This window comes from Vibrio sp. Y42_MX_L11 (assembly GCF_024181785.1).
GTDB lineage: Bacteria > Pseudomonadota > Gammaproteobacteria > Enterobacterales > Vibrionaceae > Vibrio > Vibrio diabolicus.
Genome location: NZ_JAMZAP010000026.1, coordinates 38,582 through 60,441, shown reverse-complemented (window position 1 = coordinate 60,441; position 21,860 = coordinate 38,582). Strand labels below are relative to the sequence as shown.

The following is a 21,860-nucleotide window of genomic DNA, read 5'->3' as shown; positions in this document are numbered from 1 at the left end:
CATGGAACGAGAAATGCGCCAATTGCTGGCTGAAATCGCGCTGATGGCAACCGGTATGCATCGTCATCAAGAAGCTAACACGATTGCGGACGGCCTTGAAGCAAGCTCTGGTTCTGAAGAGACCGTGGTGATGATTCGTGCAATGAGCCTCATGAATAAAGGCTTGTACGAAGAGGCTCATCAATTGCTCGAACCACTTTGCAACGCCTATCCAGATCTGATCAGTTTAGCGGCCCTTGCTTCCGCCAAAGCTGGTTTATTGAGCAAAGCGGAAAGTTGGGTAGAACTCGCATCACAGGGAAGCGAAGAAAGCCAAGCATTTGCTGCAAGCTTTTCTCAGGACATTAGGAACCTTGGATGATCGTTGATTCAAGTAATCTAACTCTTCAACCACAACCTCTGCGCCAATCGGAGTCGCGCCATTATGAGCGGAGCGATGAAGATAAGATGAATGTGCTCATGGAGCGTAATGCCAAGCAAGCGGAAGCTTCACACGCCTCTCCAAAAGAGACGTTAGAGAAAACAGAAGCGAAACTGGCGGGCATCAAAGCGTGGTATGAATCACTAAAAGGCGCAGACGTTGTCAGTAAACAAAGCGTCTTATCGTCGTTGAATGAAGCGTTCTCCGATCCTCAAGTTAAACGAGAGGCAATGTGGTACGCCTTTCATGAGGCGAAGAGTGCAAAGGGCACCGAACACCCGCAAGCTGATTTATTAAAGGTGTTGAAGCAGGAGTTGCTAGGGGATTTTTCGGGCCAGCTTATTGCTGAGCCACCTGTCGATAAAGCAGCACTTAAAGAAATGTTGGCGCAGCATTTTCCACTGGGTGCCCAGAAAGAACAAGCCTTGTGGCACAGCTGGGCTGAGTTGAAGTCGTTACCTGATATGGCATCAACACTGGACATAGTTCGTGATGAGCTTAGCTTCATGATCCAAAAAAATGCGATGGTGAAAAACATCGTGACTCATAGTCACAAGTTAGATTTGTCTTAGGAGTACATATGATAAACACGCAGTACACCGAGGTGATGCAAACCAACATTGATAAGTTGCAGGATGCACAAGTCGAGGACGGTTTAAGTGAACGTTTCGAGCAAGCCATGTCGGTTCCCGAGGCGAATAATGGCTTGGAGGGCGGTTTGCTCGAAAACATCAGCGAGTTAAAAAATACTATCGATAACGCGAAAAGTAACCTGCAAGACAACATGAAGATGGTGGGTGATGATCCGGCGCAATTACTGCAAATGCAGTGGGCACTGACGCGCATTACTTTTCAAGAAGAGCTGATCGCAAAAACCGTGGGTAAAACCACACAAAACGTAGAAACCTTATTGAAGGCACAATAGTGATGATGAATAAAATGAGAGCGGTTTTCATCATGCTCACGTTGTTTCTGGTGGGTTGTCAGACCGAGCTGTACACCAACGTAACTCAGAAAGAGGGGAATGAGATGTTATCGATCTTATTATCCGAAGGTGTCGTTGCAACAAAAGAACCTGACAAAGACAACACCGTCAAGTTAATGGTAGACAGTTCTCAAATCGCCTTCGCTGTAGACGCGCTGAAGCGAAAAGGGTATCCAAGAGAGCAGTTTTCTACATTGAAAGAGGTGTTTCCCAAAGACGATTTGATCTCGTCGCCATTAGCAGAACGAGCACGTTTGGTGTACGCGAAATCTCAAGAACTTTCTTCAACCTTATCTCAGATTGATGGCGTGCTGGTGGCACGTGTTCATGTTGTTTTGGAAGATCAAGATCTACGTCCAGGAGAGCGTCCAACGCCTGCATCTGCCTCTGTGTTTATTAAACACGCGGCGGATATTGCGCTTGACTCGTATGTTCCTCAGATCAAATTATTGGTGAACAATAGTATTGAGGGGTTGAATTACGATCGAATCAGCGTAGTGATGGTACCCTCATCAGAGGTACGAGTTGCTACTCAAAACAATCAATTTAAAAGCATTTTGTCGGTTCAGGTCACCAAAGAGACGGCGAATAATCTTATCGCCATTTTGGTGTTCTTGGTAGCTGCGCTTATCGGTTCAAATATCGCTACTTTTACTTGGTGCCGCAGGAACACAAAGCGTGGTTAAACCAGAAACACCACTCGCGCAGGTACAACATCAGTTTAACTACGCGCCTTGCCAATACATCCATAAAAGTTGGATAGAACAGAAACAGCCTTGGTTACTAAATATTGAAGGTTGGAGAGATAACCCCATGTTTAACCAATGGTGCATAAATGAGTGGGCGTTATCTCCAGTTCCAGAGACGGCTTTTAACAAACCTTGCCATAGCTTGGCGTTGCTCCCAGCGGATGCGTTGAACCAACTCGTACTGATGGTGGGCGGAGCTTTACATTGTGTGGCAATGCGAGGCGTTGTTTTAAAACATCCGAAACAGGTTCTGAACAACGTCTTTGGATTGGAAGGCGCTCGGTTCTTGATTCAAAACGGGCCGATGTTGTTATCCAGTTGGCCGCAAGGTTGGCAACATCCGTTGCCAGAATCATTGGATGAGCGGTCTGTTGAAGCAAAAATGCAAGCGCTTGGGTACTCCTGGATAAGGTTTGTTTTAGTTAACTCGCCAGAAGACATTGTCCTGCGTTGGCAATTCAAACTAGAACAGCAGCTCAGCGAGAGTACGGAAATGGCTAGCTGGTTGGCAAAAGATCAGCGAGATCTGGCGTATCGACTCACAAAAAAAATTGCAAAACAGGTTATTCCCCAATGGTTTCATTTGTTGAAATAAAAACAGACAACTTGCAGCTGGCACCTGGCTTAAAGGTGCTGAAAGCGAAAGATTATGCCAGTTATCTTGATTCGCAACACTTAGTTGAAGCCGCGAACTCCAAAGCTGAAAGCATAATTGCTAATGCCCAACAAGCCTACGAAACTGAAAAACAACGTGGTTATCAAGATGGTCTCGCACAAGCCAAGATTGAAAATGCGCAAACGATGGTTGAAACCCTAGCGCGTTGTAATGATTACTATCAGCAAGTCGAAGAAAAAATGACAGGCGTGGTGTTAGAAGCGGTACGTAAGATCATCGATACCTTTGATGATGTCGATACCACGGTGAGCGTCGTGCGAGAAGCGTTGCAATTGGTGAGCAACCAAAAGCAGGTCATTTTACATGTCCATCCAGAGCAGGTTGTTGATGTGAGGGAAAAGGTGGCTGGTGTATTGAGTGATTACCCTGAAGTCGGTTACGTTGACGTGGTAGCAGACGCTCGCTTGAAAAATGGAGGCTGCATTCTGGAAACTGAAGTCGGGATCATCGACGCCAGTATTGATGGACAGCTGCATGCATTAAAGCAAGCGATGGTGAAGCAACTCAGTGAGCGTAAAATTACGATTCATGAATAAATCTTAAAAAACTCAGTACTTGCTGAGTTTTTTCATTTTAATGCCTTTAAACAAAAAAAATCCGACCATTTCTAAAATATTCACTGCCATAAATCCTTAAGAATACACCTAAGAAAGCTGCTTAGGTGATAAGTGTTGCAACCAAGCAGCGCCTCTAAAACAACAAAAATAGGATTATTTAGTCGAATGGCTAATGGATTTATAACTTCTTTACTGACAGATTTTGCCAGCCGCTGCCAACTGGAGTCGCTGGTTTTTGATGAGGATGATTGTTGTCATCTACTCATTGACCAAAACACAGCAATCACAATTCGCGCACAAGAAGATCGCCTGACACTTATTGGGCTGATTTCAGGCGATAAGCCGAGTGATGATGTTTTGCATCAACATATGAAAGATGCCTTAACGCAAGGCTCTCCAGCGGTATTCTGGGAGGCAGAAACGGGATACATCGGTTTCACACACCTGCACCAGCAACTGTTAACTGCTTCTTTTCTTGATGAATCATTAGCGAATTTCATCGAATGGCTAAAAAGTGCGAACACGCAAAAAGTAATCAATAAAACAACCGAAGTCCCGGTAACGAGTACTACTCATTTTTCCACATTAAGGGTTTAAAACATGATCAGTTTTGGAAGTGTTAGCGCATTGCAGGCTGCCATGCCGCAAGCTCGCAACGAGATACTAAACGAAGGCAAGCTGAGTATTGGTGGCAAAGAATATCAAATCAACGCAGCGACCCAAGAATTTACTCGTACCAATCCTACTAATGGTGCGGTAGCGCGATTTTTTGAAGCGACAGGAAAATTGTTTCGCGAAGGCAGCTCACAATCGGTTGCGAAAGCCCTTACAAAAGCCGTATTTGATAATGAGCAAGGCCAAGCTCAGCGTTTACGAGCTGCTTCTTCTGTTGAGCATGGACAAATGTTCTTCAAAGATGGAAACATAAAAACCGCATCAGATGTATTAAATGCATTCGCAAAATTGGATAGCAAAACGGTCCAATCGCACTCTGCTGAGCTAAACCAGTTAGCGGAGCGAGCAATGACAGAATCAATGCTAGAAACCGATTCTGGTAAAAACCTCACATCACTGATTGGAGAAAGTGCAGCGAAGTCGCTTGCTGGACGTGTAGTAAAAGACTACGGCGGTGGTGTGTCTGCAGCGCAAAAAAATCCAGCAGGTAGCATCAATCAAATGCAAGCGGTGTTTGATATGGAGGTGATGCATCTTAAATCGGCGCAACGCCATATCGAAGGTCTAGCAAGCACCGATCTAAGCCAAGGTGTATACGCTGAAGGACTGGCAGAGGACGCGTTTAACAAAAGTGGCGTCACCGATAATGTCGAACGAGCTGCGGCGTGGATCATTAATGCTTCTAACTCTAAAGGAAACGATGCCGAAAACATTACGTCTTTACTTAAAGAGTACGCGTCTAATGGTAAAGACTTATTGAATATGGACAACTTAAAAGAGCTACACGCTCGATTGGTACCTGATGTTGAACGTGACTACCGAGGGCCAAATATTTCGGGTGGTACTTTGCCTTCAAGTATTGGCGGTGAGGGGATGCTAAAGCAGCACATTGAAGGATTTTTGAAAGAAAACCCAGTGGCGGATAAAGATCTGGGTAAACACTTGTTTGCAGGAGTCATTGGGTATCACGGGTTCACCGATGGAAACGGTCGCATGGGACGCATGCTATACGCGATAGCAGAACTTCGTAACGACTCATTCAATCCTTTGGCTATGAACGCAGAGAACAGCCTTCACGGTATCAAGTAATTTTTCTCTTCTATTCCAATTTTAGAGCGGCGATTGCCGCTCTTTTCTTATTTCTTTATCCAACTTATTCTTCATTTTTCTACCTCGCTAAAACGGCTAATAGCAATAAAATTGAGACGTTTAAATAAAGCTCTTGTGTCTATCACGCCATAAAATCGCTCTTATCCTTATGAGCTTATTTAAATAAGCCGTTATACCCAAGTCGTCTCGCTGCATCAGATATTTCGAGGCTACTTAGGTATATTAAATTAGACAGGACACAACATGGATACAGGAAAGATTAATATGCTTCTCTCTGAACTGGGAGAAGTGCTGAACCTTGAGCGCGTGACAGCGTATGACGATCAAATGTGGTCACTGCATTTTGCTGAAAATAACAGTGTCGATGTTCTGCTTGTGGAGGAAAAAGGCGAGTTGTTGATTTCTAAAAACCTGCGCATAGAACAAGAGGATATTACGTTAGACAAACTTCAAGTTTTACTTGAATACAACTTCTTATATCGAGAAACCGGCGGTGTACAGTTTTGCGTTAATCCAACCACTAAAGATGTGGTTCTTCAGGTTGCCATCGCGGCCGAGAGTGAACTCACCAATATTGCTAACTTAATGATTCAACTGAATGAGCTAGTGGATACTTGGGCTCAGCTATTTCAGAACAATACGGTTGTAGATTTTAGCCAAACAGACGTACACGCATTTATTCAGGTTTAAGGCATCAAACATGGTCAATATTAATACATCACACATGCATTCGTTGAGTCAGTTAACGTCCCATTTGGCGACACAAAATCAAGCTGACGATAAAGAGGTTCGAGCGCATAATGGCAAAGATATTTTTGTTAAAGAAGGGGCGCCTAAAAACAAAAGCGTCAGCGCGCGTATTAGCCACCAGAATAAAGCGAAAGACATTGTGGTGAATCTGCTCACGAAGCAGGGCATTCCTAAAGACGTTGCGAAGCTGATGCTGCAAAATGTGTTGAACGGTGAAAACAAGTTAACGCTTGGTAGTCTGAAAAATCTTGAGAGATTGTCGTCTGGTCCTAGTTCACATTGGCCAGCCGCACAAACGGCGGTCTCTTCTTCTAAAGCGAATAAAACCTCATCGAGTGTAGCGCTGATCAACGAACATAAAGCTAACCTTCAAAAGCTTGGTGATTTTGCCTGTACAGACTTAAATACATTTGGTGTAAAAGGTTCGCAGTTTTATGAAACCAAAGGAAAGCCTAGACTAGAAGCGCTTCACGCGAATCAAGCGCGAATCATGCAAGATCAACGAGCGACTATGTCCGCAAACGGAGTTCAAGCTGCAGCACAAAGAGGAACCGCACCGCAATTAAGCACCCTACAAAACATTGCTAAGGTAGTACAAAACGCGAAAGCCGGCTGCTGTACTACATTTGCCTTTGCTGCCGCTGCTGAGATGATTCAAGGCATGTCAGGCACACCTGAAGGTGAGCCTAAAGTAGAAGTGGTTGCGTTTAAAAAGGGTCATTCAGGTACACACCTTTATGTACTGGTTGGTCGACAAGAGGGGAGTGATATCAAAGATCCCTCAACATGGAGTAAGGATGTGAAAATTGTTGATCCTTGGGCAACATCCGCATTCGGTGCACCAATGTTTGGAGATGCGCAACGACCACCTGTTTCGAATATGTTCCCGCCAACAGAAGTCATTTTTGATAGCCATAAACTGGGTTAGTCACTCTGCAAAAGAAGTGAGCAAATACATAATGCTAAGCTTCTAACCTTTATTGAAAGAGCAGCCCTGAGCTGCTCTTTTTGATTACTCTGGCAACTCATTTTTACAGCGAGATTTCTGCGGAAAACCTCACAATGAAGGCGAAAAAGTGACAAAAATAAAGCCATTACCGACATCGTTCAATCTGCAATCGTTGTTCAATAGAGTTATTGAAACAAAAGGAAAAAGTTATGAACACGATTCAACAACTGCTCTTGGAGTTTTGCCAACTCAATGAGTTACCCGAACTGAATTTTGAAGACAATGAACGTTGTCAGCTACTGGTCGATGATCGCTACATGCTGTATTTCATCGCGACAGATACGGATGACTTAATGTTGTCCGTGACGTTCGGAAGATTAGACAAGTCGGGCGAACAAAGACTAAAAGGTTTAGAGCTTCTTGCTCATGCTAATTATCAGGGCATCGGTAGTGGCAGCCTTGCACTTGCTTTAGCCCCAAATGGTCGACAGCTTGTCTTAGCGGGACGTAAACCAGTTGAGCACCTAAACACGACGAATCTTACTGCTTGGTTTCATGAGGTTATTGAACAGACTGAATTGTGGCAAGCGCGTTTTGCAATGTTGGATCAAGCGATTCCAACCACCCCTAATCATGAACAAGCTCATGTTCAATCACTTCGTGTGTAGGAGAGAAAAATGGTCAATACAACGCAAAAAATCAGTCAAAGCCCAGTACCTGATCTAGAACAGTTTCGTGCAGTCGCTGCGCAAAAAGATGACCGAGTGATCAGTAAAAGAGGTGAGGTAAAAGAACCTTCAACGTTCCACAAAGGTCACAAGTTTGCTTCTATCCACGAAGGCGTGTTGAGAAGCAAATACACTAAGTTTTTCCAAGAAAACATCAAAACTCACCTTGATTTGAAACAGGCGCTACTTAAACAAGAAAAGCCTGAGGTTGCCTTGCTAGCTTACTCATTAGTTAGCCCTTCTGGTTATCGCGGTGAGCCGCTTACTGAGCGCAAAATCTTAGAAGTTGTCAGCTTGTTGGATGAAGTCAAGGTGAGCAGCGATACGTACCAGCAGCTTAAAAATACGTTTGACGCGATCAGCAAAGATCCGCGTATGCAGGTGAGTTTAGAGGCTCAGTACCCGGGGAAAATGGATGGTTTTGGTGCCGAACTGTTACAGATGGGCAAAGAAAAACTGAAAGGTTCTGGCGTTAATGCAGTCATCAACCTAGCCTTGCCTGGCGTAGGGCTATTAATTTCAACAGGACGCGAGCTGCACAAAGCGGCAGTCAATGGCGATGCTGAAGCTTACCACCATCAGCTGGAGCAAATTTCGCAGCTTCCAGGGCGAGACCAACGTCTCTCTATGCCGATGCAACAAACATTGGCTCAAGGTCATGCAATGTTATCAGCTGAAGGTGCAGTTGGGGCAACATTGGGTATGGCGACAGGGAGCTTGGGTACTTTTGGTGTGAGCTCCGTAGCGACAGCGGGTGTTACGCCGATAGCAAAAGAAGCCATTGGTTCGGCTGCCACGACTGGCATCATCAGTGGTGGTGGTTTTGTTGCGAACCAAGCTGGAGCATACGGACTAAATACAGAAGTCAAAGAGCAACTCATGCAAGGTGAGATGTCTGGTGTCTTACCAAGGCTTGAAGTTTCTAATGCCAAAGGAGATTTTACCTTCAGCATGCAAGATCCAGCTTCTGTACGCGCATTAATGGCGTACCTTGGCCCTAAAGAGAACACGGCGATGACATCACCTCAAGCGCCTAAAGAAGCACAAGAGATGGAAGCGGCTCGATTAACGTTGAAAAAGATGTTGGGCTCAGAGCCAAGTGAACACTTAGTCCCTGACGTTGATTCTATCTTGAAGCTAAGTCCAGAAGATGCGCCAAGCAAAACTGAGGCAACTGCTCATAGTGCGTTTAAAAAGCTGCTGGGCGAAGATTGGGATTGGCTCATGCCTGCGGTTCGAGCGATCGATAAAGGTGAGGCGAGTCAAATCAATGAAAAGCTGACTTACAAACTGCCACTTGATGCCGAAAATGGACGAGTATACCTTGATAAATGCCCAAACCTGAGTGACGCTCAGTTGGATGCATTAGATAAACTGGGCTCACCAAGTCAATTGCGACTGATGTACTTAGCGGAAGGTTGGGTTTAATTGAAAGTAAGGGAGCAGATGCTCCCTTACCGTATATGGTGTTTTGCCGGATGTTTATCTAGGCGTTAAACTGGCCTACTGATTTCGCTTAAAAAAGCGCTCGGCATTAGCAAATAGAGATTCACAGTGCTTTTTCTGCTTGTCGTAGTCAGCCGAACCTTCTGGCATTGCGTCTAATACTTCTTTTGCGCTGTGGTATTCTTTTACCATCAACTCAAATTTATCTTCATAATTGCTTTTTTTATTCTTTTTTTGAAAGCTATCTCGTTTTTTTCTCATTTTTATTCCTCTAGAGCGTGTTTATTAAAGGTCAATCTAATTAACCTCTACTTTTATAGGAATAACGAAGTCAAAATGGTTTAAATTAAGTCTAAATATTCCATTGTCATCGCGCTGATTAATATATTTCACCGCTAATGACTATTCCTAAATAGTGATGATATATACACGAAGAGGCTATGCGCGTTATGTCTTATTTTGACGCTTACTGATTGTTTTTATAAGGTTAAATTCCTTATAAACCTATCGATGTAAAGACAGCGCGTTGTGATAACCATGCTAAGAGAGCTAACTCTCGCTCGTATTTAAATCAAAACTGAGGCTATTTAATGGAAGATAAAGAATAAGTTGCTACAGGAGTTGAGTAACGAAATGACTCGAAAGAAAACTAAGAAGAGACTCGAACTAAATATTTCATCAATAGCTCACGGTTAGGAGCTGAGCTCACTATACACCGATTATAAGAAATAGATAGGACTTTCTATTTTTCTTCAGACAAAACCGCCCATGAAGGAAGCTTGCGCGTTGCAAAGCAATACCTAAAGATACAAAGGCATGCGTACATGCCTTTGTATTTGTGCCTAGCACACTTGGTGCTATGGTAGGTAGGCGCCTCCACATACTGGATTGTATGTGCCCGTGATATGTCCGCTTTTTTCACTTGCCAAGTAGCTCACGGTGTTTGCTACGTCTTCAGGTGTGGCAATTTTCTGCGTTGGTGTGAACATTCGAATGGTTTCTTTAAACTCTTCAGGAGCACCTTTTGTTGCGTCTGTTTCTACAAGACCCGGAGCAACGACATTAGACGTAATCCCGAAGGGACCAAGTTCTTGGGCGAGGTATTTACTAAAGCTATCAAGTGCACCTTTTGCACTACCATGAGCAATAAAGCTTGGTGCAGGGGCTTCTGATAAGGTGCTAGAGATAAAAATTAAGCGACCAAACTGGCTGGCTTTCATATTTTCTACCGCCAATTTTGCCGTTTGATATGCAGCGTGCATTTCGTCATTTAGCTTTTGTGAAAACTCTTCCCACGACTGCTCAGTGAAAGGTTTAGCGGTAAAGCTCATGTTTGCGTTTGAGACAAGAACATCAACGCCACCATGTTCATTTGCGATGCTGTCGAACATTCCTTGTATTTGTGCGTCATCTCGAACGTCAGCTTTTAAAGTGTACGCCTCACCACCGGCGTTTTGAATTTCTTGAGCTAACGCTTCCGCGACCGCAGTACTATTTACGTAGTTGATAAAAACTCGGTAACCATCTGCAGCGAGTGCTTTTGCTGTTGCTGCACCAATTCCACGAGCGCCACCTGTAATTAAAGCATTGCGTTTTGTCATCGTATTTCTCCAAGGTTAGGCCTGACTGTTAAACCAGCTTCTGTCGCAACGTACGCTGATAAGTTAAATTTGTCCGTTAAGCTTGCGTAAGTTCGCTACCACGCTAGAAAGTTGCTGTTTGCTGTTATCTAGGTCGGCATCAGCAAGGTTCTGTTGGGCTTCTTGCAGTACTAGCGAAGCGATATTTGCACATGTATCAACGGTGTCTAAAGATTTTTCTGTTAGCACGACTAACTTGCTTCGACTATCCGTTGGCGAAGGTTTCCTCTCTGTCCAACCGCGCTTTTCAAGCCCATCAATTGAGCGACTGACGCTCGATTTTTCTAAGTACAACAGTTCACAAATCTGACTTTGAGAAAGGGCACCGTTGTTTCGCAACAGCAACACGACACCCCATTGTTCTGCTGTCATATCAATACCAGCATCTTTGAAACGGGTAGTGAGTAATCGGTTAAACAGGCGACTAGCAAGCCCCGTAAGGTGACCGAGAGACTGATGATGGTTGTATTGGGACATGGAAAATTTCACCAAATAACATGAACGAACAATATGGTTGTATACACAACTATGTTGGGCGATGTCAAATTCGTTTGAAGAAAATGCTACTAGCTTGTGCTTATCGTTGGGTTGATGTGTCAGATTGAGGTGCTAATGAAAATTGGTGAGGTAGCTTCGAAAACTTCGGCCAGTCAAATGTTTGCGCCTGATGCACCGAGTTGGGGAGCAAGCTTCAATAAAGGTAGGGGAGTTGCAATCCTCTCTTTATTTATTCAGTTTAAATGTATTTTTTTATTTATATTACAAATGGTTAGATTTTCATTCTTTTCATTCGAAACACTCTTCTCAAGAAGTTCATGATAAATCAATGAGATTGATCTTTTTGATTGGCAATGATCAAATGCACCTTTACTAAAACTGTACGGTACAGTACAGTTTGTGGAAGTCATAAAATGGATTTCAAACATGAAGAAGAAAGTTATCGCCTTGTCGCTTGTTGTTGGTTCGTTATTTGCCGCTGGCTGTGCCTTATACCAGCCGAATACTGTAATGACGGATAACGCATATGTTCATTCAGACGTTACGGCCATTTCACCTGAGGTTGGGGGGCAGGTAAGCGAAATCTTTGTCAAAGATAACCAGTGGGTAAGAGAAGGAACTCCTTTGTTTGTCATTGATGATGAAGACTTTATTGCCAACCAAGAAATTGCTCGAGCAGCACTAGATGTTGCGAAATCTGAGCTTACTGCAAATCAAATCAAAACGGATATGCAGTTAATGAAAATTGAGCAGGCGAAGCAAGGTATTCGCCGCGCGAGTGCAAATGCCGAACACCAAGCGGCGGAGTTTCAACGTCTTTCTCGTTTGGTACAAAAGCAATCTGTGAGCAAAAATCAGTTTGAAGCACAAAAAACGCTATCTATTGAAGCAAGCAGTAATCTTGAAACCGCTAAATTGGGCTTAGCTGCTGAGCAAAAACAGCTCGACACATTGATGACTGAGAAGTTGCAACTGACAGCACAGCGTAAAAAAGCAGAAGCAAACTTACGACTAGCTAATATTTCACTGGAAAGAACCACGGTGCGTGCACCATTCGATGGCTATGTGGCAGATAGACAAGTGCAAGTCGGCAAGTTTGTACAACCAGGAATGGGGCTCATCGTGATGGTGCCAGATTATGTTTGGATAGAGGCAAACTTTAAAGAAACACAACTTGAGAACGTTGTGCCTGGGCAAGAGGTTGAAGTAGTATTGGATATGTTTCCAAACCATCCATTGCATGGCCGTGTTTCTTCGATAACCCCGGCGACTGGTGCACAGTTTAGTTTATTGCCACCTCAAAATGCGACAGGCAATTTCGTAAAAGTAGTACAACGTGTACCAGTACGTATTGAGCTAGAGATCCCTCAAGAGTTGAGTCAACGAGTCTATCCGGGGTTGTCTGCAGAAGTAACGATCGAGACCGCGGCACAAGGTTAACTGCAATGGAAAAACGTTCACCGCTGCTGATTTTGACGCTTTTTGCGATTGCTGCTTTTGGTATTAACTCCGTGATGTTTACCGAGTTATCGTATGAGATGGCGGCAACGTCAGGCTTATCTGTCGATGAAGTTGCTCTGGTTAAAGTCGGCTTTATGATTACCCAGGTATTAGGTTTTATATTCACACCAATATTGGTGCGTAGATTGGGTACGTTAATTCTCTTACATGCCATTTTATTGGTAGGTCTAGCGAGCAATCTTGTACTTTACTGGGGCGGACAGCAAGAACTGGTGTTCACTCTGACTTGGCTCTCGAGTGGCTTTTTTATGAGCATGTTAATGGTGGTATTAAACCTTTACTTGCTCCACTTCTTTGAACAGCGTTGGCTACCTGCCATTATTGCTTTAACGCTAGTATTTTCAACCTTGCTACCGATCGGCGCTTACCCTTGGGTAGTGGCCAATATTGTCGAAATCTTTGATTGGTCACTGTTGTGTGTCGTGTCGGCTTGGCTGTACTTCTCTGCCTTGGTAATTGCATGCATCTACAATCCTAAGTCGATTCAAATCGAGGCCGAAGCTAAGTCGGGCTGTTGGTTTTATTTAGTTTTTGCCCTGACAATAAGTATCGTTGTATTTCTATTGATGAGAGGCAGTTATTACAACTGGTTTGACTCGGAATGGTTTGTTAAAGCCTCTTCGATTGCCGCAGCTCTGACTTTATTAGTGGTGTATTACTTTGTGAAAACCAGTCCTTTAAATACAGCATCAATACAGCTGCATAGTAAGTTGAAAACTAATGTTTTTATGTACAACGCTTTTTTGGCAGGTTTTGCTGTTATGGCGAGCAATGTGTTGTTTACTAGCTTTTTGAAAATGGCGTTGCAGTACAACAACCTTAATGCTGGATATGCCCAATTACCGGCATTTTATGCCATGCTAGGTGGTATGCTAGTCAGTGTGCTGGTGTATTACTTCCGCCGGCCATTAGCGGATGCAGTCGTCCCGTTTGGTGTGGTGATGATTATACTTTCGGTACATAAGTTTAGTCAGTTACCTAGCTTTGCTGGTACGGAATCTTTGTCCGTTCCGATGATGTTGCGAGGGTTTGGTGTCGGCTTATTGAATGTGTCTGTGACCATTGCAGTATTGATGTACTTCCAGGTCGGGCAGCGTTTGGAAGGCATCGCCAATTTCTACCTCTTTCGTACCATTGGTGGTGTGATCGCTGGTGCCGTGTTCTCACGGGTAATGCAAAGCCATAGTGCACAAGCTGCTGGAGAGATTGGCCGAACGCTAGATGATGTGAATCATGCTTTTGGTGTTTATAAAAATGCGTTGAGCAGTACGATTCTGACTCATGGACACTTGCCAAATTCGGCATTAGGAATGAGCCAAATTAGTTCTGTTGTCAAAGAGCAGGCGACCACTCTCGCACTGAGTAATTCATTATTGATGTTTATTATCTCGGTCTTTGCTCTCGCGCCAATCTTAATAATCGGTAAAAAACTGGCGGCGAAGTGAGAGATTCACTAAGCCATAGAAACAAGAAGGGAGCGATGATGCTCCCTTTTATATTCAGTGAGTTTATCTTTGGTATAGATTTAGGAAGGCGGTGACCGCTTTTTTTGTATGTGCATCTAACTCTTCATCTGTCGGAAAATCGAAGCCAATTAGTGCCATGTTCTGGTAATCAAGTTTAATTAATGCAAGTAGTTGCTCACAAGCGAGGTCGGCATTTTCAACATCGAGTTGTGAGCTGACAGTTTCACTCTTTAAAAAGTCGATGAGGTATTGATGAATGCGATGCGGCCCTGTCTGCCAGAATTGATTTGGTACGGAATCATGTTTGTTGAAGTCAGCCGAAACGATCCGATAAAGTGATAGCATAGGATTGGAGCATACACCTTTTAGGTACTTCTTGGCGAAGTCATTCAATGTTTCTTGTAAAGGCTCCGATTGCTTGTCGGCAAGCTGGAAGACGGACTCTAAGCTGGTTTTGGTATTGTATGCTAAAACTTCAACAAATAACCCTTCTTTGTTCGAAAAATAGCGATATAACGTCTGCTTTGAGCCTCCACAAATCGCGACGATTTGATCGAGTGATGTGTCTTTGTAACCTTGTTGTATAAAAAGGTCAGTGGCAACTTTGATGATTCGAGTTCGTTTCTTTTCGGTAGATATGCGCATAAATAAATCAACCTAAGCAAAAATCCACCTTTGTTGTGGCTGGCGTGGTTTCTTACCGAGCTCTAGGTGGTTTAGAGATGAAAGTAAAACTGTCCAGTACAGTACCACTATTGACGTTAGTAAACACGACTTTTCATGAACCAAGTGCTTCATTGAGACAAGCAAAAGTAGGCAAATTCGATATGCTGAAACCTATAGCGAAGGATGACTCATTTAAAAATCTCATTACGTATAGAAAAGTGATAACCGTTCTTCGTACGATAGCCTTTACTCTCGAAATCATGTTAATTCAGCGCCTTATCCGACTCCAATGATGCCAACCAACGAAGCACTTCGGCGGTTGCTTCAATAAGATCACTTGGGATGTACTGGTCGACGTTGCCGTCCGCATATAGTGCGCGAGCAAGAGGGACTTTTTGCATCACAGGCACACCTTCCTCTTTGGCGATTGCGATCATACGTTTGGCTACCGCATCGGTTTCCATCAAGGTAATGACGGGCAGGGGCGTTTCGCCTTTCTTGTAATAAAGACCAACTGCTATATGTGTTGGGTTTGTAACCAATACATTAGAACGTTTAACGTTTTCACGTTGATTGGAGGCCTGTAGCTCTTGGTGCAACTGACGACGTTTACTTTTGATTTCAGGGCTGCCTTCCATCTCTTTGTATTCGCGTTTCACTTCGTCCTTGCTCATTTTGAGTTTCTTCGTGTGGTCAAACTTTTGGTACGCAAAATCAGCTGCAGCGATGACGATGAAACCTACCGAAGAGATAATCATTAATTGTTTAATCATGACACCAGTAATGGTCGGGACACATTCTAGCCCGCAAGTTGGAATTTGCATCAAAGCGTTGATGTTACCGCGTAAGGTCACCCAGATAATGCAGGAAAGAAGAGAGACTTTAAGGATCGACTTGATAAACTCAATCACACTCTTAAGCGAAAAAATGCGTTTGGCACCTTCGACGGGATTGATCTTTTTGATGTCGGGTTTAACGGATTCACCACTAAATAGGAAGCCGAACTGCCCCATATTGGAAAAGATGGCGACGAGTGCAGCAACCAGAATAATCGGAGCGAGTAGATAGGCAATTTCTTTTGCGATGGCGATAGCGACATCGACTAGCGCATCTTGGAAACCCTGATAAGCAAGCTTACTTGGTAGGAGAATAAGCGCTGAGATGTGCGACATGTAATAATCGGCGAACGCAAATAGTACAATTATGAGCGCCAAAATTAATGCAGACGATACGATTTCTTGGCTTTTGGCTACCTGACCTTTCTGCCTGGCATCGCGTAACTTTTTTGCGGTGGGTTGCTCTGTTTTTTCTGCGCTCATAAAGAATCCTAAGCGTTATTGCCAAATGGTATTGAGTTGTTCTGCGAATCGGGTAATTCCGTAAAACTGCACTTCAAAGTGATCCATCATTAGCCCGAGATACACGATCAGTAAAACACTCGCGATGGCACTTTTTATTGGCATGGCAAGGAAAAAAACATTCAATTGCGGTGCAAAACGACTGATAAGCGCCAGACCAAACTCAGCAAGAAACATTGCCAACACTAATGGAGCGGACATCAACACACCAAGCCACATAAGCTGTTCAAATTGCGCGTAGAAGAAGCTTACCCATGCATCGCTAACGGTTGGGAAAAAGTCCACGATCGGCCAAGATGTGTAGCTTTTGAATAACGCGTAGATAAAAGTGACAAAGCCCCCGCCAGAGAAGAACAGGGTAATCAACGTTTGGGTCAGCAACACTGCGGTTGGCGTCGATTGCGAGCCTAGCGTTGGGTTAAACATACTTGCCATGGCAGCACCACGTTGGTTGTCGACCAGAAAGCCAGCCGCTTCTATTGCCCAAAAGGGGATAGCAGCAACAAACCCGATCAATAGCCCAATTAATACCTCTTTACCCAAAATCACTATCAGCCAAATACCGTCGGTTTCCGCGGGCAAGCTTTGCTGATTAATCATCGGAAATATAAACAGTGCGAGTGAGCAAAGCACACCATTTCTCACCATGGTGCCGCCTAGCATTTGCTTGCTCAAAATAGGCAAAAAGATGAAGCATGCCATTAACCGAGGTAACGTCAGGCTATACAAAAATAAAGCCTGGTGTAAGTCGTGATAACTCATCGTATTTGAGGAATTTTATCCATGGCAAGCGAGGCGAAGGCGTGGAGCTCTGCCCCTAGCCACTGCGTTGTGACAAACAGCGTAATAATGACCGCGATAAGCTTGACGACAAACCCCAACGTTTGCTCTTGGACCTGAGTGAGCGCCTGAATAAGCGATACCAATGTACCAACCAACGCTGCGACTAAAATCGGCGGTAACGACAAGTACAAAACTAGGGTTAATGCTTGAGTCGTGAAATGAATGATTTCAGCAGAATGCATACTTTCTCCGTGATTAACCGTAACTCAGTACTAAGCCGTGAGTGAGTTTTGTCCAGCCGTCAAGCAAGACAAAAAGCAACAATTTGAAAGGGAGAGAGATGGTCATTGGTGATACCATCATCATGCCCATGGCGAGCAAGATATTAGAAACAATTAAGTCGATAGCGATGAACGGCAAGTACAATAGAAAGCCAATCTCAAAAGCACGGGTAAGCTCACTGACCGTAAACGCTGGCAGCAACAGCAACAAGCTATCTGACTCTAAACGGTCCACGTACTTTTGAGGCCATAATGTGCGCGCAGCATCGGTAAAGAATATGGCTTCGGTTTCCCGAATATGCTTTTTCAAAAACTCTCGATAAGGCTGTAAACCGCTTTCAATGAGGCCTTCCACACTTGCAGAGTCTTCAAGAGAAATATCATGCTGCTTCACGTAGTCATAGGTTTCAAACCCGACGGGAGCCATGATGAAAATCGACAAAATTATCGCCAAGCCATACAGTGCCATATTCGGTGGAATTTGCTGTACACCGAGAGCGTTACGCAGCAGTGAGAATACAACGGCGAGTTTTACAAACGACGTCGCCATCATCGCGATAAATGGGATCAGTGCCAGCAGTGCTAAGCTGACAATGAGATTGAGCTCGTCAGGTAACTGGATCATGCTGGCTCCTGCGTGCCACCAAACAGTTCCAGTACGCGCAAACCTAAATGCTCATTAACATTAACCAGTTCACACTCACCGACGATTTTGCCGTTGGCACGCAATGTTACCGGCTTAGATACAGGTTGGTTTAGCTCGAATACGTACCCAGGCTGAAGCTGGTTAAGCTGTTCTAGAGTGATGGTTTGATGGCCGATATCAAACGTGAGTTCCACGGGCAGTTGCTGGTGGTCGGTTAACATTTCTGAAGTGTTTAGGTCATTCATATTGGTTTCTTTTTCAATAATGTGAAGAATTTGGTCATCCAGTTGGCAGCGCCAGAGATTCTGGTTAGATACTTGAAAAATGGCTTGTTGTTGGGCGATATAACAATCGTCAAAAAAGATCACATCTCCCAGTTCGAGCGAATTAAATTCGCTTAACATTAAATGGGTCTTTCCAAGGCTTAACCACACAGGTAAAGCGAGATGTCGTGCCTGAAGAGAAGCGCTGTTTGGTAGTGCATCCAACAGCACGTTTGCTCCTTCGCTAACCCACAAACAAAGAGAGCCGTTAGGTTTATTGAGGGTTAACATCAAGGTATGCTCTTGAACTTGGCTCGACTCTAACGGTTGTAACTGGCTAAGAATGGGCAACTGACCAAATAGTGCTTTGAATGCCTCACTATGCGGTTCAATCTGAGAACTCAAAAGTGCTAACTGGAGCGAGTTGGGCAGTGACTCGAATGCAGTGGCATTCAGAGTAGACTCAAGCCATTTCTGGAGTTGCGCACGACAAAAATCCACTTGGATCGTTTGCCCTCCAATCAACGTGGTTAAACGGAATCCTTCAAATGAAGGGATTTGAGAAACAGTAATCGATACGCTCTGACCATCAACCCCTTGGAAATGGCATTGCTTTGCACAAAGTTGATTACTGAGCGCAATACTGTCTGAATCGACTTTGGGTATCGTTAACGGCGTCATAGGTCATTCTCCGCTTGCCATTCTTCATACACGCTACGTTTCTGGCGTGAGTGTTGTTGTTCATGTTGTTGATCGAGCTGTTGAGTTTGTTCGCTGATCGCTAGACGAAGTGGCTGATCACCGCCAAATCGATTTAGGCGTTCGGCAAGATCTTGTCTAGCTTGTTGGCTAATAATGGAAAGGGCATGCTCTTGTCGAATCGTCACGCTATAACCTTGCGCGTCCAACTTGATGTGGATTTCGCCACCTTTTAATTGTCCTTCACTCAGAAACAGCCGAACCTCTTTGTTGTCCGATGCGGTTGGCAGCGAAACATAGATTTTGTCCACCAATTGTTGGAGTAACGTGTTTACGTCTCGAGCAGGGGCCGGCTGAGCCTGTGAAGCGACACTCTTTAAAATGACATCGCCTTGCGTTGCCGCGCTCGCAAGGTGTTGAGGTTCTGCTTTTTCGTCATCCGCTTTAACGGCCACTAGTGCGCTTTTCGTCTCGACTTTCTCAAGCGATTTAGTTTCAGAACGACTATCGGTTTTATCTGTTAGTTTGCCTGTGTCTTGTAGTCGCTGCGTTGCACGCTTATTGTGTGTCGTTTCGGTTTGTTTCGTCGTGAAGTTGGCATTGTTAATTGCATCTTGAGTGAGCGCTTTCCCTGCGGCCTTTTTAGGGAGAGAACCGTCGAGAGAAGCTTGTGCTTGAGAATGGGGGCCAACGCGCTCAAGCGAGGATGAGCTTGGAGGCTGATCGCTCTCAAGTTTTTTATCTTTCTCATGCAATTTACTGTTTTCAATCAGGCGTTCTTCGCTATTTGTTGCGTCGTCTTGTGGTTTCTCTACGCCTTTCTTTGTGACGGCGTCACTTTTGCCTTTTAATGTAGCGGTATTTCTATAAGTGCTGGCTTCTTGGTTAGAAAGTTTCGATTGTTTGTCTAGGGTTTGAGATGCTTCATGTCTTAACGGAAGGCTCTCGTCTCTGCTCTGAGTGTCTTTTTTGCTCGCAACGGTAGATTCTTCTTCCTTGCTAGGTTTCTCCGTCATTGCACGCTCGAACTGTGACTGAAGCTCAGCCTCTCGCTCCAGGGGCTTTTTTTCTGGCGTTGATTTGTACAGCGTATTCGGTGTTTCTTCTGTTGGAGTAATGCGCATAATGAACCTTTAGATAATATCGACAGTGCGAAACTCTTCTTGTTCGAGTTCTTCTTGGTATTGTCTTTCTCGCGACTGTTCCGCGAGTTCTTGTTGTTGCAACTGAACGAATTTTTCTTTGGTTTTATGGGCTTGCCGTGCCTCTTTTTGTTTTTCTTTAAGTACCGAACGTTCGTACTCAAGCGCTTTTTTTGCTTCGGCAACGCGCTGTTTAAGCTCGGCTTCTCGCTCTCTCAACAACGCGATTTCTTGTCTCAATGTTTCCAACTCTTTGAGAACGAGTGTGTGTTGCTTTGCTTTGGCAAAACGTCGTTCTTCTTCTTCCTGACGCCAAACGTGATAGTCCGCTACGGAACGTTCGGCCTTTTGAACCTGTGCTGCTGAATTTGATACTCGGTATTCTTGGCGCTTAACGGCTTTATCCGCACGTTCAGCTCGAATTTGTTTGATTTCTAATAACCGTTCGATCATTGGTTCGCCATCCCTTTTAGTTGAGCGATAGCACCATCAAGATCACTTGGCTCATGCGTTCCTTGGCGTAAAAAGGCGCGTATATCATCACTTTGCGCAATCGCCATATCTGCTCGGCTATCTGCCCCATGCTGGTACTCGCCAATTTTGATCAGTAGCTCAACTTCTTCGTACTTGGCTAACATTTCGCGAAGGTGAGCAGCAGACGCCTGATGATCAGGTTTAACGATTTGATTCATCACGCGGCTTGCTGACCGGAGTACATCAATGGCAGGATAATGGTTCATTGCCGCAAGTTTGCGCGAGAGAATGATGTGCCCATCTAAAATGGAGCGAGTTTCATCGGCGACAGGCTCTGTCATGTCGTCGCCTTCAACCAACACGGTGTACAGCGCTGTAATTGACCCTTTGTCAGATTGACCGGCTCGTTCCATCAGCTTTGGCAAAGCGGCAAAAACGGAAGGCGGATAGCCGCGTCGTGTTGGTGGCTCGCCTGCGGCTAGTCCAATTTCTCTCTGCGCGCGGGCGAAACGCGTTACAGAATCCATCAGCAGTAAAACGCGTTTACCTTGGTCACGAAAATATTCCGCAATAGAAGTGGCAACAAAAGCGGCTTTGGCACGTTCCATGGCCGGGCGATCGGATGTCGCGACCACTAAAACCGATTTGGCCATTCCTTCTTCGCCCAGGTCATGCTCAATAAACTCGCGCACTTCGCGTCCGCGTTCACCAATCAAGGCGAGAACTGTCACGTCAACGTCTGCGGATCGAATCAGTTTTGCGAGGAGGGTACTTTTACCACCGCCAGCCGCTGCAAAAATGCCCATGCGCTGACCTTCACCACAGGTCAGTAGTCCATCAATGGATCGAACCCCAAGAGAGATTGGCTTTTCAATCAGTTTACGTTGCATTGGTGGTGGCGCATCGCGATAAACCGGATACCAAGCACTTGGTTCCTGGCTTTGCGTACCATCGAAAGGACGCCCAAGCCCATCAAGCGTTGTACCTAACAGGTGATCGCCAACACCGACTTCATGCATTTTTCCCATTGGGCTAACTTCTGTATTTGAGGAAATCCCAAACATGTTTCCTAACGGTGTGAGCAGAGCGTGATGCTGTTGAAAGCCAACGACTTCCGCTAATAAAGACAGAGTTTGATCAGGATTACGCAACTCACACAGCTCACCAACACGAACGCCGGGGACAACGGCCTTGATGATGGTGCCGGTTACTTGCGTAACGCGCCCGCGAATTTGGATCAGACGAGTTTGCCTGATCGCAGATTGTTGGATATCAGTGATGTATGAGAAATCGTTCAAGGTAAAAATATGCGCAATGATTGATGTTGGGAGGATAGAAAGGATGAGGGGGTATTTATAGTGAATATCAGTCGGGAGT

The 21,860-nt window shown here is 44.7% G+C and carries 26 protein-coding genes; 14 read left to right on the top strand and 12 right to left on the bottom strand.

The features are described 5' to 3' along the window. The first annotated feature begins 1 nt into the window (after position 1). The 12 genes from NL643_RS20590 to NL643_RS20535 all read left to right on the top strand — a co-directional run bounded on the left by NL643_RS20590 (position 2) and on the right by NL643_RS20535 (position 9,028). Positions 2-361: a YscG family type III secretion system chaperone gene (locus NL643_RS20590; RefSeq protein ID WP_047009830.1), complete on the top strand. Its 360-nt coding sequence runs from the start codon at positions 2-4 to the stop codon at positions 359-361. Beyond that, a complete protein-coding gene (locus tag NL643_RS20585) occupies positions 358-993 on the top strand; it encodes a YopR family T3SS polymerization control protein (protein WP_253645085.1) in 636 nt (211 codons plus the stop codon). The genes NL643_RS20590 and NL643_RS20585 overlap by 4 nt, the downstream gene beginning before the upstream one ends. 8 nt (positions 994-1,001) lie before the next feature. Beyond that, positions 1,002-1,346, top strand: coding sequence for a SctI family type III secretion system inner rod subunit VscI (gene vscI, locus NL643_RS20580; protein WP_005377202.1), 345 nt, complete (start codon positions 1,002-1,004; stop codon positions 1,344-1,346). Further along, positions 1,346-2,092: a type III secretion system inner membrane ring lipoprotein SctJ gene (sctJ, locus tag NL643_RS20575; protein ID WP_086012989.1), complete on the top strand. Its 747-nt coding sequence runs from the start codon at positions 1,346-1,348 to the stop codon at positions 2,090-2,092. The genes vscI and sctJ overlap by 1 nt, the downstream gene beginning before the upstream one ends. After that, the gene (gene vscK, locus NL643_RS20570) at positions 2,085-2,750 is read left to right on the top strand and encodes a SctK family type III secretion system sorting platform protein VscK (RefSeq protein WP_114322286.1); all 666 of its coding nucleotides are present in this window, start codon (positions 2,085-2,087) and stop codon (positions 2,748-2,750) included. The genes sctJ and vscK overlap by 8 nt, the downstream gene beginning before the upstream one ends. Next, positions 2,729-3,367, top strand: coding sequence for an HrpE/YscL family type III secretion apparatus protein (locus NL643_RS20565; RefSeq protein WP_006741524.1), 639 nt, complete (start codon positions 2,729-2,731; stop codon positions 3,365-3,367). The genes vscK and NL643_RS20565 overlap by 22 nt, the downstream gene beginning before the upstream one ends. 132 nt (positions 3,368-3,499) lie before the next feature. Continuing rightward, positions 3,500-3,985 carry a CesT family type III secretion system chaperone gene (locus tag NL643_RS20560; protein ID WP_230198177.1) on the top strand — a complete coding sequence of 162 codons (486 nt, stop codon included), beginning with the start codon at positions 3,500-3,502 and terminating at the stop codon, positions 3,983-3,985. Positions 3,986-3,988: 3 nt separating this feature from the next. After that, entirely contained in the window at positions 3,989-5,152 is a 1,164-nt protein-coding gene (locus NL643_RS20555) for a VopS family T3SS effector adenosine monophosphate-protein transferase (RefSeq protein WP_006741525.1), read from the top strand. Between the two features lie 264 nt (positions 5,153-5,416). Continuing rightward, on the top strand, positions 5,417-5,863 hold the full coding sequence (locus tag NL643_RS20550; protein WP_253645084.1) for a type III secretion system chaperone: 447 nt from the start codon (positions 5,417-5,419) through the stop codon (positions 5,861-5,863). A 10-nt stretch (positions 5,864-5,873) separates the two neighbouring features. Further along, a complete protein-coding gene (vopR, locus tag NL643_RS20545; RefSeq protein WP_253645083.1) occupies positions 5,874-6,851 on the top strand; it encodes a type III secretion system effector VopR in 978 nt (325 codons plus the stop codon). Positions 6,852-7,081: 230 nt separating this feature from the next. Beyond that, positions 7,082-7,540 carry a CesT family type III secretion system chaperone gene (locus NL643_RS20540; RefSeq protein ID WP_048626457.1) on the top strand — a complete coding sequence of 153 codons (459 nt, stop codon included), beginning with the start codon at positions 7,082-7,084 and terminating at the stop codon, positions 7,538-7,540. Positions 7,541-7,549: 9 nt separating this feature from the next. Continuing rightward, positions 7,550-9,028, top strand: a complete 1,479-nt coding sequence (locus NL643_RS20535; protein ID WP_104971775.1) for a cation transporter — start codon at positions 7,550-7,552, stop codon at positions 9,026-9,028. 75 nt (positions 9,029-9,103) lie between these two features. Here the strand turns inward: NL643_RS20535 and NL643_RS20530 are convergent, their stop codons facing one another. The 3 genes from NL643_RS20530 to NL643_RS20520 all read right to left on the bottom strand — a co-directional run bounded on the left by NL643_RS20530 (position 9,104) and on the right by NL643_RS20520 (position 11,163). Continuing rightward, positions 9,104-9,307 (bottom strand): hypothetical protein, encoded by a 204-nt coding sequence (locus NL643_RS20530; RefSeq protein WP_005395134.1) that lies wholly within the window; start codon positions 9,305-9,307, stop codon positions 9,104-9,106. Between the two features lie 596 nt (positions 9,308-9,903). Next, positions 9,904-10,647, bottom strand: a complete 744-nt coding sequence (locus tag NL643_RS20525; RefSeq protein ID WP_047009819.1) for an SDR family NAD(P)-dependent oxidoreductase — start codon at positions 10,645-10,647, stop codon at positions 9,904-9,906. Positions 10,648-10,710: 63 nt separating this feature from the next. Next, the gene (locus NL643_RS20520; protein ID WP_005395130.1) at positions 10,711-11,163 is read right to left on the bottom strand and encodes a MarR family winged helix-turn-helix transcriptional regulator; all 453 of its coding nucleotides are present in this window, start codon (positions 11,161-11,163) and stop codon (positions 10,711-10,713) included. Positions 11,164-11,610: 447 nt separating this feature from the next. On the opposite strand from NL643_RS20520, the gene NL643_RS20515 reads away from it, so the two are divergent. Both NL643_RS20515 and NL643_RS20510 read left to right on the top strand, forming a co-directional pair. Next, positions 11,611-12,624 (top strand): HlyD family secretion protein, encoded by a 1,014-nt coding sequence (locus NL643_RS20515; protein ID WP_253645082.1) that lies wholly within the window; start codon positions 11,611-11,613, stop codon positions 12,622-12,624. A 5-nt stretch (positions 12,625-12,629) separates the two neighbouring features. After that, a complete protein-coding gene (locus tag NL643_RS20510; protein WP_253645081.1) occupies positions 12,630-14,150 on the top strand; it encodes an MFS transporter in 1,521 nt (506 codons plus the stop codon). 63 nt (positions 14,151-14,213) lie between these two features. Here NL643_RS20510 and NL643_RS20505 read toward each other — a convergent pair whose 3' ends face one another. The 9 genes from NL643_RS20505 to vscN form a co-directional block, all read right to left on the bottom strand. Then, a complete protein-coding gene (locus NL643_RS20505; protein WP_253645080.1) occupies positions 14,214-14,816 on the bottom strand; it encodes a TetR/AcrR family transcriptional regulator in 603 nt (200 codons plus the stop codon). A gap of 284 nt (positions 14,817-15,100) precedes the next feature. Continuing rightward, the gene (vscU, locus tag NL643_RS20500) at positions 15,101-16,156 is read right to left on the bottom strand and encodes a SctU family type III secretion system export apparatus subunit VscU (protein WP_047009817.1); all 1,056 of its coding nucleotides are present in this window, start codon (positions 16,154-16,156) and stop codon (positions 15,101-15,103) included. A 15-nt stretch (positions 16,157-16,171) separates the two neighbouring features. Beyond that, complete coding sequence (gene sctT, locus NL643_RS20495; protein WP_031780447.1) at positions 16,172-16,957, bottom strand: type III secretion system export apparatus subunit SctT; 786 nt, start codon at positions 16,955-16,957, stop codon at positions 16,172-16,174. Beyond that, positions 16,954-17,220: a SctS family type III secretion system export apparatus subunit VscS gene (gene vscS, locus NL643_RS20490; protein WP_005377227.1), complete on the bottom strand. Its 267-nt coding sequence runs from the start codon at positions 17,218-17,220 to the stop codon at positions 16,954-16,956. The genes sctT and vscS overlap by 4 nt, the downstream gene beginning before the upstream one ends. Positions 17,221-17,233: 13 nt before the next feature. Next, positions 17,234-17,884: a SctR family type III secretion system export apparatus subunit VscR gene (gene vscR / locus NL643_RS20485; RefSeq protein WP_005377232.1), complete on the bottom strand. Its 651-nt coding sequence runs from the start codon at positions 17,882-17,884 to the stop codon at positions 17,234-17,236. Next, positions 17,881-18,849: a type III secretion system cytoplasmic ring protein SctQ gene (sctQ, locus tag NL643_RS20480; RefSeq protein WP_253645079.1), complete on the bottom strand. Its 969-nt coding sequence runs from the start codon at positions 18,847-18,849 to the stop codon at positions 17,881-17,883. Before sctQ ends, vscR begins: the two co-directional genes overlap by 4 nt. After that, positions 18,846-19,991 (bottom strand): type III secretion system needle length determinant, encoded by a 1,146-nt coding sequence (locus NL643_RS20475; RefSeq protein ID WP_253645078.1) that lies wholly within the window; start codon positions 19,989-19,991, stop codon positions 18,846-18,848. The genes sctQ and NL643_RS20475 overlap by 4 nt, the downstream gene beginning before the upstream one ends. A 9-nt stretch (positions 19,992-20,000) precedes the next feature. Next, positions 20,001-20,462, bottom strand: coding sequence for a type III secretion protein (locus NL643_RS20470; protein WP_048626446.1), 462 nt, complete (start codon positions 20,460-20,462; stop codon positions 20,001-20,003). Then, positions 20,459-21,781, bottom strand: coding sequence for a SctN family type III secretion system ATPase VscN (vscN, locus tag NL643_RS20465; protein ID WP_253645077.1), 1,323 nt, complete (start codon positions 21,779-21,781; stop codon positions 20,459-20,461). The genes NL643_RS20470 and vscN overlap by 4 nt, the downstream gene beginning before the upstream one ends. Positions 21,782-21,860 lie beyond the last annotated feature (79 nt).

Coding starts and splice junctions, on each gene's coding strand:
- NL643_RS20590 (WP_047009830.1), top strand. CDS start 2: ATGGAACGAGAAATGCGCCAATTGCTGGCTGAAATCGCGCTGATGGCA.
- NL643_RS20585 (WP_253645085.1), top strand. CDS start 358: ATGATCGTTGATTCAAGTAATCTAACTCTTCAACCACAACCTCTGCGC.
- vscI (WP_005377202.1), top strand. CDS start 1,002: ATGATAAACACGCAGTACACCGAGGTGATGCAAACCAACATTGATAAG.
- NL643_RS20565 (WP_006741524.1), top strand. CDS start 2,729: ATGGTTTCATTTGTTGAAATAAAAACAGACAACTTGCAGCTGGCACCT.
- NL643_RS20555 (WP_006741525.1), top strand. CDS start 3,989: ATGATCAGTTTTGGAAGTGTTAGCGCATTGCAGGCTGCCATGCCGCAA.
- NL643_RS20550 (WP_253645084.1), top strand. CDS start 5,417: ATGGATACAGGAAAGATTAATATGCTTCTCTCTGAACTGGGAGAAGTG.
- vopR (WP_253645083.1), top strand. CDS start 5,874: ATGGTCAATATTAATACATCACACATGCATTCGTTGAGTCAGTTAACG.
- NL643_RS20540 (WP_048626457.1), top strand. CDS start 7,082: ATGAACACGATTCAACAACTGCTCTTGGAGTTTTGCCAACTCAATGAG.
- NL643_RS20535 (WP_104971775.1), top strand. CDS start 7,550: ATGGTCAATACAACGCAAAAAATCAGTCAAAGCCCAGTACCTGATCTA.
- NL643_RS20530 (WP_005395134.1), bottom strand. CDS start 9,307: ATGAGAAAAAAACGAGATAGCTTTCAAAAAAAGAATAAAAAAAGCAAT.
- NL643_RS20525 (WP_047009819.1), bottom strand. CDS start 10,647: ATGACAAAACGCAATGCTTTAATTACAGGTGGCGCTCGTGGAATTGGT.
- NL643_RS20520 (WP_005395130.1), bottom strand. CDS start 11,163: ATGTCCCAATACAACCATCATCAGTCTCTCGGTCACCTTACGGGGCTT.
- NL643_RS20515 (WP_253645082.1), top strand. CDS start 11,611: ATGAAGAAGAAAGTTATCGCCTTGTCGCTTGTTGTTGGTTCGTTATTT.
- NL643_RS20510 (WP_253645081.1), top strand. CDS start 12,630: ATGGAAAAACGTTCACCGCTGCTGATTTTGACGCTTTTTGCGATTGCT.
- NL643_RS20505 (WP_253645080.1), bottom strand. CDS start 14,816: ATGCGCATATCTACCGAAAAGAAACGAACTCGAATCATCAAAGTTGCC.
- vscU (WP_047009817.1), bottom strand. CDS start 16,156: ATGAGCGCAGAAAAAACAGAGCAACCCACCGCAAAAAAGTTACGCGAT.
- sctT (WP_031780447.1), bottom strand. CDS start 16,957: ATGAGTTATCACGACTTACACCAGGCTTTATTTTTGTATAGCCTGACG.
- vscS (WP_005377227.1), bottom strand. CDS start 17,220: ATGCATTCTGCTGAAATCATTCATTTCACGACTCAAGCATTAACCCTA.
- vscR (WP_005377232.1), bottom strand. CDS start 17,884: ATGATCCAGTTACCTGACGAGCTCAATCTCATTGTCAGCTTAGCACTG.
- sctQ (WP_253645079.1), bottom strand. CDS start 18,849: ATGACGCCGTTAACGATACCCAAAGTCGATTCAGACAGTATTGCGCTC.
- NL643_RS20475 (WP_253645078.1), bottom strand. CDS start 19,991: ATGCGCATTACTCCAACAGAAGAAACACCGAATACGCTGTACAAATCA.
- NL643_RS20470 (WP_048626446.1), bottom strand. CDS start 20,462: ATGATCGAACGGTTATTAGAAATCAAACAAATTCGAGCTGAACGTGCG.